Annotated in this window: 16 protein-coding genes; 6 read left to right on the forward strand and 10 right to left on the reverse strand. The window is 71.1% G+C overall.

Annotation, left to right across the window (positions count from 1 at the left end; all coding sequences use genetic code 11):
* Positions 1 to 147: 147 nt before the first annotated feature.
* Positions 148 to 1179: an LLM class flavin-dependent oxidoreductase gene (locus DEJ29_RS06285; protein WP_111094643.1), complete on the reverse strand. Its 1032-nt coding sequence runs from the start codon at positions 1177 to 1179 to the stop codon at positions 148 to 150.
* Between the two features lie 73 nt (positions 1180 to 1252).
* Positions 1253 to 1645 carry a VOC family protein gene (locus DEJ29_RS06290; RefSeq protein WP_110864788.1) on the reverse strand — a complete coding sequence of 131 codons (393 nt, stop codon included), beginning with the start codon at positions 1643 to 1645 and terminating at the stop codon, positions 1253 to 1255.
* Positions 1646 to 1715: 70 nt separating this feature from the next.
* On the opposite strand from DEJ29_RS06290, the gene DEJ29_RS06295 reads away from it, so the two are divergent.
* The gene (locus DEJ29_RS06295; protein ID WP_111094642.1) at positions 1716 to 2582 is read left to right on the forward strand and encodes an SMP-30/gluconolactonase/LRE family protein; all 867 of its coding nucleotides are present in this window, start codon (positions 1716 to 1718) and stop codon (positions 2580 to 2582) included.
* The gene (locus tag DEJ29_RS06300) at positions 2576 to 3178 is read left to right on the forward strand and encodes a hypothetical protein (RefSeq protein WP_111094641.1); all 603 of its coding nucleotides are present in this window, start codon (positions 2576 to 2578) and stop codon (positions 3176 to 3178) included. Before DEJ29_RS06295 ends, DEJ29_RS06300 begins: the two co-directional genes overlap by 7 nt.
* 6 nt (positions 3179 to 3184) lie before the next feature.
* Here DEJ29_RS06300 and DEJ29_RS06305 read toward each other — a convergent pair whose 3' ends face one another.
* Positions 3185 to 3334, reverse strand: coding sequence for a hypothetical protein (locus DEJ29_RS06305; RefSeq protein ID WP_181422693.1), 150 nt, complete (start codon positions 3332 to 3334; stop codon positions 3185 to 3187).
* 224 nt (positions 3335 to 3558) lie between these two features.
* Between DEJ29_RS06305 and DEJ29_RS06310 the strand changes: the two genes are divergently transcribed.
* The 3 genes from DEJ29_RS06310 (at position 3559) to DEJ29_RS06320 (ending at position 5863) form a co-directional block, all read left to right on the forward strand.
* Positions 3559 to 3690: a hypothetical protein gene (locus DEJ29_RS06310; protein ID WP_258370797.1), complete on the forward strand. Its 132-nt coding sequence runs from the start codon at positions 3559 to 3561 to the stop codon at positions 3688 to 3690.
* A gap of 22 nt (positions 3691 to 3712) precedes the next feature.
* Positions 3713 to 4630, forward strand: a complete 918-nt coding sequence (locus tag DEJ29_RS06315; RefSeq protein ID WP_110864791.1) for a phosphotransferase family protein — start codon at positions 3713 to 3715, stop codon at positions 4628 to 4630.
* 225 nt (positions 4631 to 4855) lie between these two features.
* Positions 4856 to 5863 carry an SPFH domain-containing protein gene (locus DEJ29_RS06320; RefSeq protein ID WP_152377666.1) on the forward strand — a complete coding sequence of 336 codons (1008 nt, stop codon included), beginning with the start codon at positions 4856 to 4858 and terminating at the stop codon, positions 5861 to 5863.
* Positions 5864 to 6049: 186 nt separating this feature from the next.
* On the opposite strand, the gene DEJ29_RS06325 is transcribed toward DEJ29_RS06320, so the two are convergent.
* The 7 genes from DEJ29_RS06325 to DEJ29_RS06355 all read right to left on the reverse strand — a co-directional run bounded on the left by DEJ29_RS06325 (position 6050) and on the right by DEJ29_RS06355 (position 13369).
* Entirely contained in the window at positions 6050 to 7318 is a 1269-nt protein-coding gene (locus DEJ29_RS06325) for a sugar ABC transporter permease (protein WP_071404281.1), read from the reverse strand.
* Complete coding sequence (locus tag DEJ29_RS06330) at positions 7315 to 8079, reverse strand: ATP-binding cassette domain-containing protein (RefSeq protein WP_111038920.1); 765 nt, start codon at positions 8077 to 8079, stop codon at positions 7315 to 7317. The genes DEJ29_RS06325 and DEJ29_RS06330 overlap by 4 nt, the downstream gene beginning before the upstream one ends.
* 129 nt (positions 8080 to 8208) lie before the next feature.
* Positions 8209 to 9321, reverse strand: coding sequence for a sugar ABC transporter substrate-binding protein (locus DEJ29_RS06335; protein ID WP_111094640.1), 1113 nt, complete (start codon positions 9319 to 9321; stop codon positions 8209 to 8211).
* A gap of 196 nt (positions 9322 to 9517) precedes the next feature.
* On the reverse strand, positions 9518 to 10690 hold the full coding sequence (locus tag DEJ29_RS06340; protein WP_027464817.1) for an ROK family transcriptional regulator: 1173 nt from the start codon (positions 10688 to 10690) through the stop codon (positions 9518 to 9520).
* A 131-nt stretch (positions 10691 to 10821) separates the two neighbouring features.
* A complete protein-coding gene (locus tag DEJ29_RS06345; RefSeq protein ID WP_258375918.1) occupies positions 10822 to 11766 on the reverse strand; it encodes a hypothetical protein in 945 nt (314 codons plus the stop codon).
* Positions 11763 to 12725, reverse strand: a complete 963-nt coding sequence (locus DEJ29_RS06350; RefSeq protein WP_111094639.1) for an NAD-dependent epimerase/dehydratase family protein — start codon at positions 12723 to 12725, stop codon at positions 11763 to 11765. The genes DEJ29_RS06345 and DEJ29_RS06350 overlap by 4 nt, the downstream gene beginning before the upstream one ends.
* On the reverse strand, positions 12722 to 13369 hold the full coding sequence (locus tag DEJ29_RS06355) for a MerR family transcriptional regulator (RefSeq protein ID WP_111057399.1): 648 nt from the start codon (positions 13367 to 13369) through the stop codon (positions 12722 to 12724). The genes DEJ29_RS06350 and DEJ29_RS06355 overlap by 4 nt, the downstream gene beginning before the upstream one ends.
* A gap of 340 nt (positions 13370 to 13709) precedes the next feature.
* Here DEJ29_RS06355 and DEJ29_RS06360 point away from each other — a divergent pair, with 340 nt between their 5' ends.
* Entirely contained in the window at positions 13710 to 14279 is a 570-nt protein-coding gene (locus DEJ29_RS06360) for an alternate-type signal peptide domain-containing protein (RefSeq protein ID WP_111033128.1), read from the forward strand.
* The last annotated feature ends 20 nt before the right edge of the window (positions 14280 to 14299 follow it).

Below are 14299 nucleotides of genomic sequence, written 5' to 3' on the forward strand. Positions count from 1 at the left end.
CGCGCGCCCTGGGCGCGAGTCGACGGCGGACGGGAGGTGGGCCCCACCAGCCGGTACCGGCGCACCGCGCCAGCGGGGCGACGGCCGAGCCTGGAGGCACGGTGCCAGCTGGCCCCGTGCCTCCCGTCCGTCGGTCTGGCGCCGTTCTCAGGCCGCGCGCTTCGGCGCCCAGCCGAGTTCCGGACCCAGCCGCTCGGCGATGTCCGTGATGATCTGCGCGTAGTCGTCGGGCTCGAACGAGAAGGGGAGCGCGAAGGCGACCTCGGTGACCGCCTGGTAGCCGACGTCGGCACGCAGCCGGTCCGCGATCTCGGCCGACGTGCCCACCAGGTCGGCGGCGAAGAGCATCCCGGCAGGGCCCTGCGGCACGCCGACGCGACCCGAGCGGCTCTCGACGTAGGCGCGGTAGCGGGCCGCTTGCTCGGCGGTCGCGGTGTCGGTCGGGATGACGACCAGGCCCTGCGAGACGCGGGCGGCAGCGGGGTCGGGGTGGACGTCGAGGTAGGCGTCGATCTGGGCGCGCTGGTTCGTGGCGAAGTCGGTGCCGTTCTCACTGCGGGTGACGCTCGAGGTGAGCAGGTGGAAGCCGTTCTCACCCGCCCACACGGCCGACTTCGTGCTGCCGGTGCCGTACCAGATCCGTTCGGCCAGACCGGCGCTGTGCGGCTGGACGGTGCTCGCGAACTCCTCGATGCCGCGGCGTTCGACGGTCGCGGTGGCCGTCACCGGGTCACCGCGCACCAGGTCACGGAAGCGCAGGAGCCGGTCGTTGCCGAGGTCCTCGTGCTCCAGGGTGTCGGGGTAGATCGCGTCGCGGTACAGGTCGAAGTTCATCGGCGTGCCGACCGAGAACCCGGGGTTCAGACGGCCGCCGAGCAGGACGTCGACCGTGCTGAGGTCCTCCGCCAGGCGGAACGGGTTCTCCGCGCCGATCGGGGTGACCGCGGTGCCGAGGTCGATGCGCGAGGTGCGCTGCGAGGCGGCCGCCATCACCGCGACGGGGGAGGAGATGCCGTGCTGCAGGTGCCGGTGGCGCAGCCAGGCGCTGTCGAAGCCCAGGGCCTCGGCGCGCTCGATCACGCGCAGGGTGTCCTCGTGGCCCTCGGACGGTCGTGCGGGGTCGAACGACCCGATCGTCAGGAAGCCGAGCCGGTGCAGGGGAGTTCCGTCGAGGGGCATGGGTCGATCGTGCCAGATCCGTGGTGCCGGGGCCGTCGTGCCCGGTCCGTCGCGCAGACCTCGGTCCTGTGGGTCAGGGCCGGGTTTCCTTGATCAGCGCCTCGACGTTGTTCCCGTCCGGGTCGGACACGAACGCGGTGTACGCGTGGTACTCCGGCCAGTAGCGCGGTTCGTGCCGGGACACCCCGCCGGCGGCGACGGCTTCGCGGTGGAAGGCGTCGACCTCGCTCCGTGACCCGGCCTCGAACGCCAGGTGGAGTCCGCGCGTCGTCGCCTCGGGGGTCCGGGCAGTCTCGAGCGAGACGCTCGGGGTGTCGTCCCCGTGCTGCCAGAACTCGGCGACGGCGTCCGTGCGGTAGCCCGCTCCGATGCCGAGGGGCGCGAGGGCGGCGGTGTAGAACGCGTCGCTCGCGGCGAAGTCGCTGGCGAAGACGCCCAGGTGGTGGATGAGATGACGACCCGGCATGGGACGACCCTAGGCCGCCGTCACGGCATCCGTCCGGGCAGCTTCCCGGTCCCGCTGGCAGGCTGGATCCGTGCACATCACCCTGGACTCCGCGACCGACATCGTCATCTCCGGCATCCGTTTCCCGGAGGGGAACCGCTGGCACGACGGACGGCTCTGGTACTCGGACATGCACACCGGCGAGGTGTTCTCGGTCGACCCGTCCTCGACCGACGGCCCCCGGCTCGAGGCCACCGTCGACGGGCAGTCGTCGGGGCTCGGGTGGCTCGCCGACGGGCGGTTGATCGTCAGCTCGATGGAGTCCCGCACGGTCGTCGCCGTCGAGCCGGACGGCAGCACCTCGGTGTTCGCCGACCTGTCCACGATCGAGTCGTCGCTCGTGAACGACCTGGTCGTCGACGCCCAGACCGGCCGGACCTACATCGGTGCCTTCGGCTACGACCTGTACGCGGGCGAGGAACTGCGCCCCGGCCCCCTCTACGTGATCGACCCCGACGGCTCCGTCCGCCTGGCCGCCGAGGGCCTGGTGTTCCCGAACAGCGCCAACATCCTGCCCGGCACCCGGGCCCTGGTGGTCAGCGAGACGTGGGGTGGCCGGCTCACCGCGTTCGACATCGAGGACGACGGTTCGCTGACCGGGCGGCGCGAGTGGGCAGCCCTGCCCGGTGGCGTGACCCCGGACGGCAGCACCGTCGACCGTGACGGCGCGATCTGGGTCTGCTCGGTCGACACGGGGGAGTTCCTGCGGGTCGTCGAGGGTGGCGAGGTGACGGACCGCATCGACGTACCCGGGGACTGCGCGATCGACTGTGCGCTCGGTGGCGAGGACGGCCGCACCCTCTACCTGGCGACCGCCGACAGCTACGACCCGGCCGTGACGGCGACGACGCGCGCCGGTCGGATCAGTTCGGTGCGCGTCGAGGTGCCGGGGTGGTGAACCCGAGCGACCTCGCCGAGGCGACGCGTCGTGCCGAGTACCTGGTCGAGCACGGGCCGACGGTGGTCGCCATGTCGCAGCAGGCGGGGTTCGCCGGCCTGTCGATCCTGTGGGCGTTCACCAGCGTTCCCTCCGTGCTCCGCACCGAATCGGTGATCTGGTTCCTGTTCGCCCTGGCCGGAGCGGTCGTGAACGTGACCGCATGGGGCCGTGCTCGACGCCACCGCAGGCTGTTGCCCTACCTCGTCGAGACGCCGCAACAGCCGCTCGGCGCGCTCACCCCGGCGGACCGCAAGTCCGTGAGACGACAGGTCAGCGGTCAGGCACCGGTGCCGCCGGAGGCCGTGCCGCTCGTACGGGCGATGCTCGCGTGGCAGCGTCGGTCCACCCGGACCTCGGCCCCGACCCTGGTCGGCACCGGGCTGAGCCTGTTGGGACTCGGCGGCGCCGCGGCCACGACGTTCGGTTGGGGTTTGGCGTTCCTGGTGTTCATCGCCGTCGTCGTGGTGTTCGTCACGGTCGCGACGGTGATCGGCGTGCGTCGAAGCCGCCGAGTCCTGGCCCAGATCGATCGGGCGGGCGCGCCCGTCTCCTGAGCCGGGTCAGTCGCTCGGCTGCGCTCCCGGCCCGAGTGCGATCACCGTGCCGAGGAACCGTTCCGGTTCCTTGTCGACCTCGTCGAAGCGGACCGGGTCGGCAGGGGAGATCGGGATCACGCCGGACACTCCGAGGTCGGTCCTGAACCAGACCATCGGTGCGGGCGTCCGACCTGCCCGGGCGTCGTGGAGCGCCGCATCAGCCAGCTGCGGCCATACAGCTTCTTGCTGTGCGGAGACACGCATCGTCGTCGCACTGATCGTCAGGATTCGCACACGTCATCATGTGCTCCCGACGACCGGTCGGGGCAGCCGCGTCGTCGACCTGGTGGTGCTGGTCGTTCTCCTCGCGCTCGTCAGCGTGGTGCGGGGAGGTCGTGATGGACAGTCCAGGTTGGTGGGCGGCGATCGGGTGTGCCGTGCTCCTGTTCATCGTCGACGCGGCGATCTGGGGCATCGTGTCGGTCGCTGCCGCATCCCGCGCTGCGAACAGCGTTCCGCGCGACGGTTGATCGGAGCGGCCATGCTGGTCCCATGTCGGACGAGGTGGTCGAGCAGGAGTGGTTCCGAGTCGTCCTGCGCTCCGTCGGCGGATCGGTCGACCGGATCGAACGGCTACCCGGCGGGGCGGTGAACCACACCTACCGGGTGGACCGTGCGGGTGCTGCTCCGGTCGTGCTGCGTTTCCCGGTTGACCCGCTCCGGCAGGACGAGTACCCCGTCGAGTCGTGGGCCGCACGAAGCGCGAGCCGGGTCGGCATCCCGGTCCCCGAACCGCTCGCCCACGGGTCGGAGGGCGGTGTCCCCTTCTCGGTGTCGGAGTACGTCGCACCTGACCCACGACCGATCGACCGCCCGTGGCGGTGGCTCGGTAGCGCCGCGCGAGCCGTCGCCATGATCCCGCTCGTCGATGCGCCTCGGTCGTTGTTCACGAGGTTCGGCGACGACCTCCGGCTCGCCTGGACGGCGCACCTCGACTACAACCTCGATGCGCTCGGCGACGACGATCCGCTGCTCCGTGACGGTGCCTACGCGTCGCCGGACCGGTTGCGTGATCGTCTCGCTCCGCTGTCGGAGGCGCAGTTCGAGTTCGGGCTGGCCCACGGCGATCTCGCACCTCGCAACCTGATCTCCCGCGGTCCGGGCCAGCGGCCGGTGCTCATCGACTGGGGCGCCGCGGAGACCGGGCCGGCACCGTGGACGGATGCCCGCCGGGTGTTCACGTGGACGTTCATCGACGGGTCCGTCACCCGCGCGGACCACGACGACTTCATGACGGCTGCCGGACTCACGTCGGACGACGACCACCGGCGGCTCGCGTCGATGACTGCGCTGCACCTGCTCGACGTCACACGGTGGGCGCGTGACCGGCGACCGGACCTGTACGACGAGTACCTCGGACGCTGCCGCATCGGACTCGAGCGCATCGAGGAGATCGTCGGACCGGCCTAGCCCACGCGGCCCCGACCCGAGCGCGTCCGCGCGGTGCGAGGTTGCACACGTGGTGCGAGGCATCCGGGGTCGCACCACGTGTGCAACCTCGCACCAGACGGAACCGGCGCCAGGCGACCGGGGCGACACGGACGGCGCGCACCGCCCGCCACCACGCACCCCCGCGTCACCCGCACCCCTCCGGGTACGGCAGACTGCACGGACAAGCATCCAGGAGTGATCGTCATGTTCGTCGCCGCCATCGTCTTCCTCGTCATCGCGCTCGTCGCGCTCTTCTTCCGAACACGCACCTACTCCACCCCCGCACGACCGGCCACACCCGGTCGCGAGGCACGTCCCGCCGTCCCGACCCGCCGCCCGAACCTCATCGCGACGTGGACCGCGGCCGCCGCCGGCGTCCTGTTCGTCGGGCTCACGCTCGGCAGCACCCTGTACGCGCAGGACACGGGCGAGTCGAAGGTGCAGGTGGACATCTCCGGCAACATCGTCGGGCAGACCACGGACTCCGGGTTCCACTTCAAGGCACCGTGGGCCACGCTCCACACGTTCAACATCCGGAACCAGACCGTCACCTACATCAACGCGGTCAACGGCTCCGACTCGGACAACAACGGCAACGTCCGCTCCGGCCCGTACGTCACGGTGCAGGACCAGGACGGCGTCTCGTCGAACGTCAGCCTGAACCTGCAGTACAGCATCGACGCGAAGTCGGTCACCGACATCTACCGGTCGTACAAGACCGAGGAGAACTTCAAGACGCAGTTCATCGGCAACTCGGTGCGCAGCGTCGTCCGCCAGGTGCCGAACGACTTCACCACCATCGAGCTCATCACCAAGCGCGGCACCGTCGAGAAGGCGATGATCCAGGCGCTCGAGACGCGGTGGAAGGGCTCGGGTGTGCACGTCGACAACTTCGCCCTGCAGGAGATCACCCCGCCGAAGTCGGTCATCGACGCGTACGCCACCGCGCAGCAGGCGCAGATCCAGGTCACGAAGGAGCGCGCGCTCCTGGATGCCAAGAAGGTGCAGGCGCAGCAGCAGGTCGCCGAGGCGCAGGGTCAGGCCGACGCCAACGAGGTCCTCAACGAGCACCCGCTCTCCGACGCCGCCCTCAAGCAGCGCGAGATCGAGGCGCTCAAGAGCGCCGGCGACAACGGCTCGCTGATCGTCGTGCCGCAGGGCACCGACAACATCCTCAGCCTGCCGGGGACCTCGGGTTCGAAGAGCAAGTAGCGCGCCGAGACGCCGCCCAGTCGCCGAGACGCCTCCGTTTTCGGAGGCGTCTCGCGCACGAGGCGGCGTCGCGGGAACACGACGGCGTCTTCCGGATCCGAGACGCGCGCCGAGACGGACGGGAGGCACGGTGCCAGCTGGCACCGTGCCTCCCGTCCGTCCGCGTGGCGGGGTCCAGGGCCCCGCTCAGGCCGCGCCGTGACTGGCGCGGCTGCGCCGCGAGAGCGAGTCGATGATGACGGCCAGCAGCAGGACCGCGCCGGTGATCATGTAGCGGATCGACGAGTCGAGGCTCAGCAGGGTGAGCCCGTTCGAGATCGACTGGATCACGATGATGCCGAGCAGTGCCGACCAGGCGCTGCCTCGGCCACCGAACAGGCTGGTCCCGCCGATGACGGCGGCGGCGATCGCGTTGAGGTTCGTGTCACCGGCCCCGGACGACAGGCTCGCCGAGTTCAGGCGGGCGGCGGCGAGGATGCCGCCGACGGTGGCGAAGAGCGAGGTCAGCATGAACACCGAGATGTAGATGCGGTTCACCCGGATGCCGGAGCGCCGTGCGGCCTCGACGTTGCCACCGACCGCGAAGACCGAACGGCCCCAGCGGGTGCGCTTCAGCACGAAGTTCATCAGCACGACCAGCACGATGAAGAACACGAACGAGGTGCCGGTGCCGAAGTCGCGCGACAGGTACCAGACCATCAGTGCGAGGCCGAGGAACAGGGCGACGGCCTTCACGATGGTCAGCGACATCGCCCCGGTCGACAGCCCGGCACGGCGGCGGCGGGCAGCGCGTCGGATCTCGGTGAAGAAGAGTCCTCCGGCGGCCAGGACGGCGAGCAGGTACGCGAGCCACGGCGGCAGGTACGACGCCGACGCGAACTGCACGATCGGGGAGTCGTACGGCAGGTTGATCGAGCCGTTCGGGCCGAGGATGAGCAGCTGCAGCCCGAGGAACCCGAGCAGACCGGCGAGCGTGATGACGAAGCTCGGCACCCCGAAGCGGGTGAACAGCAGGCCGTAGAGCAGACCGGCGGCGGCACCGACGGCCAGGGCGACGGTGAGCACGAGCCACAGGGGCCAGCCGAGCGTCGTGAGCCCCTGGCCGAGGATCGCGGCGGAGAGCCCGCTGACGCTGCCGACGGACAGGTCGATCTCGCCGAGCAGCAGCACGAGGACGATGCCGATCGCGATCGTGCCGACCGCGGCGCACTGCAGGGCGAGGTTGACCAGGTTGCCCGGGGACAGGAAGTCGGGGGAGAGCGCCTGGAACACCGCCCAGATGACGATGAGCCCGACGACCACCGGCAGCGAACCGATGTCACCGCCGCGCACTCGGCGGACGAAGGCCTTCGCCGCGCCGCCGATCCCCTGGTCGCGCAGGAGCCGCTCGTCCTGCAGGTCCGCGGCCGAAGGAGTCGGGGTCGCCGCGGTGAGGGTCTCGTCGGTCTTGCTCATGCGCTGGTCTCCTGCTCGGTGCGGGCGGCGGCGCGACGGGTGACGGCGTTGTCGGTGGCGCCGGTGATGGCCGCGATGATCTCCTCGTAGGAGACGTCGTCGATGCGGAACGTGCCGTTGTTCCGCCCCAGCCGAAGGACCGCGACCCGGTCGGCGACGGCCTGCACGTCCGCGAGGTTGTGGCTGATGAGGACGACGCCGAGTCCGCGCTCGCGCAGGCGTTCGACGAGGTTCAGGACCTCGGCGGTCTGTGCGACGCCGAGTGCTGCGGTGGGCTCGTCGAGGACGACCACCTGCGGGTCGCCGATCAGCGAGCGGGCGATCGCCACGGTCTGCCGCTGCCCACCGGACAGCGACGCGATCGGGATCCGCACCGACGGGATCCGGGCGGCGAGCTGCTGGAGGAGCTCCCACGAGCGGCGCTCCATCTCCTCTTCGTCGAGGAACGGGTGGGCGATCTCGCGACCGAGGAACAGGTTCGAGACCACGTCGAGGTTGTCGGCGAGGGCGAGGTCCTGGAACACCGTGGCGATGCCGAGGGTCTGGGCCGCGGCGGGGTTCGGGACGGTGACCTCGTCGCCGCCGAAGGTGATCGTGCCGCCGTCCGGTGTGTAGACCCCGGCGAGGATCTTCACGAACGTCGACTTGCCGGCGCCGTTGTCGCCGACGATGGCGACCACCTCGCCCGGGTAGACGTCGAAGTCGATGTCGCTGAGGGCCTGGACGGCGCCGAACCGCTTGGTGATCCCGCGCAGGGACATCACCGGGTCGGCGGAGGGGTGTGCTGCTGGTGACGCGTTGCTCACGGGTGTCGTGCTCACGGGTGTCGTCCTCGATCGGTGAGGCCCGCCCGGTCCGCAGTCGGACCGGGCGGGCAGAGGGGGTCGGGCCTACTTGATGCCGGCGCTGTCGCAGGCCGACATGTACTGCGCGGTGCAGATCTTCGACACCTCGTACAGGCCGTCCTTGACGACCGTCGACTGGACGTTGTCCGTGGTGACGGCGACCGGGTCGAGCAGCGTCGACTGGACGCTGGCGCCGCCGGCGGTGTCGACGGTGGTGTCGCCCTTCGGGGTCTCACCCTTGGCGAACTGGATCGCCAGGTCGGCGGCCTTCGACGCCTCGGGCTTGAAGGCCTTGTAGACGGTCATGTACTGCTCACCGGCGAGGATCCGCTGGATGCCCGCGAGTGAGGCGTCCTGCCCGGTGACGGGCGGGAGCTCGGTGACGCCGGCCGACTTCAGGGCCGCGATGACGCCGCCGGTGTCGTCGTTCGCCGCGTAGACGCCGGTGATCTTGTCCTTGCCGAGCTTGCTGATCTGGCCGGCTGCCCAATCCTGCGCCTTGGCGGGGTCCCACCCGGGAGTGTCGTACTCGGCGAGCACCTTGTAGCCGCTGTCGTCGATGACCGAGTGGGCGCCCTTCTTGAACTGCGAGGCGTTGTTGTCGGTGGGGGAGCCGTTCACCATGATGATGCCCGAGCCCTCCGGGACCTTCTTCGCCTTGAGGGCGTCGACGAGTGCCTGGCCCTGCAGCTCACCGACCTTCTCGTTGTCGAACGAGATGTAGTAGCTCAGGTCGGGGCTGTTGATGAGCCGGTCGTAGGAGATCACCGGCACCTTCTTCGCCTTCGCCTGCTGGACGATGGACGCTGCGGCCTCGCCGTCGAACGGGTCGAGGACCAGCACCTTGACGCCCTGCGTGAGCATCGACTGGGCCTGCTGCAGCTGCTTCGACGCGTCGCCGTCGGCGTTCGCGTAGATGACCGAGCAGCCGCTGCACTGCTTCTTCACCTCGGCGGTGAAGAGCGGGCGGTCGGCGCTGGCGTAGCGGGCGGTGACGGAGTCGGGCAGGAGCAGGCCGATCTTGGCCTTCGACGCGTCCCCGCCGCCCCCGCCGGAACCGGTCCCGGCGTCCGCGCCGTTGGAACAGCCCGCCAGGGTGGTGATCGCGAGCAGCAGGGCGCTGACGCCCAGCATCGCTCGTGTGGTGGATTTCTTCATTGAAACGTCCTCCAACAGTGGACCGCCCCCATCGGCGGTGCCCTGAGTGTGACAGCGAGCGTTCTTGGCTGCAAGAGTTGAACGCAAGGACCGCGCGCCGTGACGAAAACGTTATCCGGAGGGCGCGGGGCGGCCAGGCCAGCGGCGGGGCGGCCACGTCGGCGGGCGCGTGGGGCCCGGCAGGGAGCGTCTTCGCTCAGCGTGCGCGCGTCACGTCCACTGCTTCGATCGCCAGCGCCAGCGCGCCGGTCACCGAGGCCTTCTCGCCGAGCTGCCCCTGCACCACGTCCGGCGTGCCGTCCACGTCGACGATCAACGACGACTCGAGGGCGTGCCGCATCGGGCCGAGCAGGAGTTCCCCGGCACGTGCGAACTCGCCCGTGACCACGACCCGCTCCGGGTCGAGGACGTTGCAGAGCCCCACCGCCGCCGAACCGATCGCCCGCCCGGCGTCCGCCACGGCACGCATGCAGACCTGGTCGCCGCCCATCGCGCGCAGGATCAGGTCCGCCAGCTTGAGGGTGCCGACCTCGTCGCGGACGCCCTCGAGCACGGCGGGCGCGCCGGCGATCGCCTCGAGGCACCCGCGGTTCCCGCACCGGCACAGGGGCCCGTTCGGCAGGACGGGGGTGTGCCCGAACTCGCCGGCGATGCCGTGGTGCCCACGGAACAGGTGCCCGCCCAGCACGAGTCCGGCGCCGATGCCGTTGCCGACGTCGAGCGTCACCACGGTGTCGCGGCCGCGTGCCGCTCCGCTCCGGTGTTCGGCCAGGGCGGCGAGGTTGGCGGAGTTGTCGACCTGCACGGGCTTGTCCATCCGCCGGGCGAGCGACTGGCCGAGCGCGACGCCGTCCCAACCCCGCAGGATCCCACCGCGCGCCGTCATCCCGGTGCGGGCGTCGATCGGGGCGGCCACGGCCAAGCCGACGGCGAGCACCTCGTCCATCGACGACTCGATGGACTCCACCATGTCCAGCACGAGCAGCGCGGTCTTGTCGAGCTCGGCGTCCGCGCGGTGGTCACGGGCCAGGGGCATGTGCCGCTCGGCCAGGACGGCGCCGTTCAGGTCCGACAGCGCCAGCCGCAGGTGCCGCGGCGAGACGTGCACCCCGGCGACCAGCCCGAGGCCGTGCGGCAGGGTCACGCGGAGCGCCCGCCGGCCGCTCGAGGTGCTCGGCGTCGCGTGCAGGGCACCGGTCGCGACGAGTTCCTTGACGATGTTCGAGACGGTCGCGGGGGAGAGCCCGGTCACCCCGGCGAGCTCGACCTGCGTCAGTCCGCCGTGCCGCTTCACCGCGCTGACGACCCGGCCCCGGTTGGCTTCACGCAGTGAAGCTTGGTTCCCCGGACTGCGGCGCGGCTCTGACACGGGGACAGCGTAACGGGCGGGTCCGGAACGCTCGCCGTGACGGCCTGGAGGCACGGTGCCAGCTGGCACCGTGCCTCCAGGCCGTGGGTGGTCGCGTCCGGAGCCCGCTGCCGCCGCCCGGCAGCCGACCGTCAGCGGGATCGCGCCACCGGAACGCCGCGGGCGCGGAGCAGGACGGCCGCGCTCGCGGCCGCGGCCAGGAGCACGAGCGCCCACGCCACCGTGGCGACCACGCCGGCGGGGTGGACGACCGACTGTCCGACCGCGGCCTGCACGGTGAGGAGCACGGTGCCCGCCGCCCACGCGACCGCGACGACGACGACGATCCGCACCTGCTTGGTCTGGTGGGCCAGCCACGGCAGGCGCCGACCCGCGGCGGCGGCGAGGAGCGCCACGAGCGGGAGCACCTGCAGGGCGTGCATGCCGACGAAGTGGGCGACCCGGTAGTCGCCGCCGACCGTGCTCCACCCGAGCAGCGGTACACCGGGTCCGCCGTCCGCGATCCCAACCGTGTGGGCGCCGACGATCCCGTCCGGAGCGCTGAGCTGGGTGGGGGTCGGGCCGGTCATCAGGAAGGCGACCCCGATGCCGCCGAGCGCGATGACGGCACCGGCACGGACGGCGACCGTCAGTGCGGGGGTCGGCAGGCGCAGGAAGAACAGCGCGATCGAGGTGACGAAGGTGCAGAGGTACAGCGTCGTGATCGCCGTCGCCATCACGGCCCACACCACCACGTGCACGCTGTTCGACACGTTGAAGTGACTCGTCGTACCGGTCGCGGCGGCCCACGCGATGAGCACCTGTTCCACCACCAGGGCCACGGCGACCACGGTGCCGAGTCGGCGAGCCAGCGTCCGCCACTTCGGCAGGTGGGCGATGAGCCACGCCCACGTGACGGCGTAGAGCAGGATCGACAGCGAGAACTTCAGGGGCTTCATCCATGCTGGTGCCCCGAGGATGGTCCTGGGATCCACGACGAGTCCGACGAGGCAGACCGCGGTGGACACGACCATCAGGCCTGCCACGGCCATGAGTGCCGGGTGCCACGCGACCGCTCGGCGGACGGCGGCGATCACCTGGTCACGCTCCGGGCGTGCAGCAGGGCGGCGGCCACGACGTCAGCGGTGGGGGTCGGGTGCACGCCGAAGGTCTGCTCGAACGCCGACGAGTCGAAGACGTAGGGGGCGGTGTACTGGTACCGCAGCTCGAGCGTCTCGCGGGCGGACGTGTTGAACAGGGCGCCGAAGCGCAGCGTGGCCGACGACATCACGACCGTGCGAGCGGCAGGGATCCCGGCGAGCTCGACGTACTGCCGCCCGGTCAGCGCCGGGGCGGTCGGCAGGTGCCAGGTCCGGCCCGTCGCGCGGTCGTCGGTGCCGAGGACCACGAGCGCGTCGCCGATGTCGGTCGTGGCGGTGAGGGAGTGCGGCTGGTCGGCGTCGAGCAGCCAGGTCGGGCGCTTGCCGGCGGCGATCCGGTCGACGACGAACCCGTTGAACACGCTCGTCGTCGCCCCGGGGCCGGTGAAGTCGGCGCTCCGCCCGATGGTGACGGCCAGTCCGCGGTCGGCCGCGGTCCGCAGCTGTTCGAGGGCGGCCGCGCGCACCGCACCCTTCCGGCCGGAGGGGTTGACCGGTGTGTCCTCGGTCATCGGTCCGGTGACGCGGCCGTAGGCGTAGACGTTGTCGAAGTACACCAGGTGGGTGCCCTCGGCCAGGGCTGCCTCGACGGTGTTGTCGACGATCCGCGGCCACTGGTCCGTCCAGACCCTCGACGAGTACGGCAGTCCGGCGACGAGGTACGCGACGTCGGCGCCGTGCAGTGCGCGGCGGACGGCGGTGGGGTCGAGCAGGTCGGCGATGACGTGGTCGGTGCGGGCGTTGCCGCTCTCGCTCTCGTTGTTGCCTGCCGTTGCTGTTGTCGACGGGCGCCGGCCGACGGACACGGCGGCGACGTCGTGCTCACGTAGTGCACGGAGCGTCTCGCGCCCGACGACACCGTTGCCGCCCAGGACGACGTGCAGCGGAGCGGTCATGCGCCAGCCTCGTCCGTGTCGGCGACGGGGAACAGGTCGTGGGTGGCGTCCTGCTGCGCCAGGCGCCGGAGTCCCGCGAAGAGCGGATCGCCGAGGACGGTCCCGATCACCATCAGCTCCGCCATCGCGGTCCGGCCGTCGCGGTGCTGCAGTGCTGCGACGTCGGCCCGTGCCGCGCTCGCCGCTGCCGACACGTAGGCGTCGAGGTAGTCGTCCGGAGCGTCGAACCCGATGGTGCGCAGCCCGTCGAGCGCCCGGGCCGCGGTCTCGAGTCCCGGGTTGTCCGACGTCGCGCACCAGCCGGCGGCCGACACCCGTTCCTCGATCCGGGCGCGGGCCTCCGGGGTCGCCTCGGACTCGGGGGAGCGCGGGGTGGTCATGGCGTACTGGGCGACGGCGAAGACCTCGGCCAGCGGTGCGGTTTCGGCGTCGAGCACGGCCAGGACCTGCTTCGTCACGGCGACCGAGAGCCCGCCGGTCTCCAGGAGTGCCCGGACGAGCCGGACCCGTTCGACGTGCCGGTCGTCGTAGGCGGTCTGGTTCGGCGCCGACTTCTCGCCGGGGGGCAGGAGGCCTTCGCGTTGGTAGTACTTGACGGCGGTGACCGGCGTGGACGCCGCTCGGGCAAGTTCAGATATTCGCACTATCGGAGAGTAGTGGTATCTACTCTCAGTCCACAAGGCTCTCGCCTCCGAGGAGGCAGGTGAGGGTATGTCAACCTGCCAGTCCGCCTGTGCCTCCGCGCAGATCGGCACGCGGGGCATTGTCATGTCATACTCGGCGAAGCAGCACGACCGGCCGTCGGCGGGTCCCTGCTCGCAGGGCTTCGTCTCCTGCACTTGCCGCTCCCAGCAGGTCGAGCACCACGTTCTCCGGTCGATGCGCCGCGCCCTTCCCCGGGGCCTGGCTGCCAGCAGCTCATCGAGCTGTCCGCCCGCACGTGGTCGACGCAGATCCGACGTTCGACGTCGCAGAGAGCACACCATGAAGAAGATCATCACCGCCTCGATCATCGGCGCAGCGGGCGTCGCCCTCCTGCTCGGAGGCGCCGGCACCTTCGCGCTCTGGAACTCCAGCGCCGAGACCGCCGGGGGCACCATCGTCGCCGGCGCGCTCTCGATCAAGCCGACCACGCAGGCGGCGAGCTGGACCGTCAACGGTGGGTCGCCGCTCTCGACGCTGGACGGCTACCCGATCGTGCCGGGCGACGTCGTCACCTACTCGCAGGACATGGTCGTCACCGCGAACGGCAAGGGCCTGAAGGCCACCCTGGCCGTGGACCCGGCCTCGGTCGAGGCCACCTCGACGTCGGCCCCGGCGGACGTCGCACTGGCGAAGTACCTGTCGGCGAACGCGGTGCTCACCGCGTCCGGTGACGGGGTCTCCGGTGCCGCTGCGCCGTACACGGTGACCGGGCAGACCGGCTCGCAGCAGGACGTCCGCGTCGGCGTGACCATCGCCTTCCCGAAGAGCACCACCCCCGGTGTCGAGGACGGCACGCAGAACGGGTCGGTCGACCTCGACGCCATCGCCGTGACCCTGACCCAGGCGTGAGCCGCCGGCGCCGAGGGGGC

The sequence above is a fragment of the Curtobacterium sp. MCPF17_021 genome, from assembly GCF_003234605.2.
Taxonomy (GTDB): domain Bacteria; phylum Actinomycetota; class Actinomycetes; order Actinomycetales; family Microbacteriaceae; genus Curtobacterium; species Curtobacterium flaccumfaciens.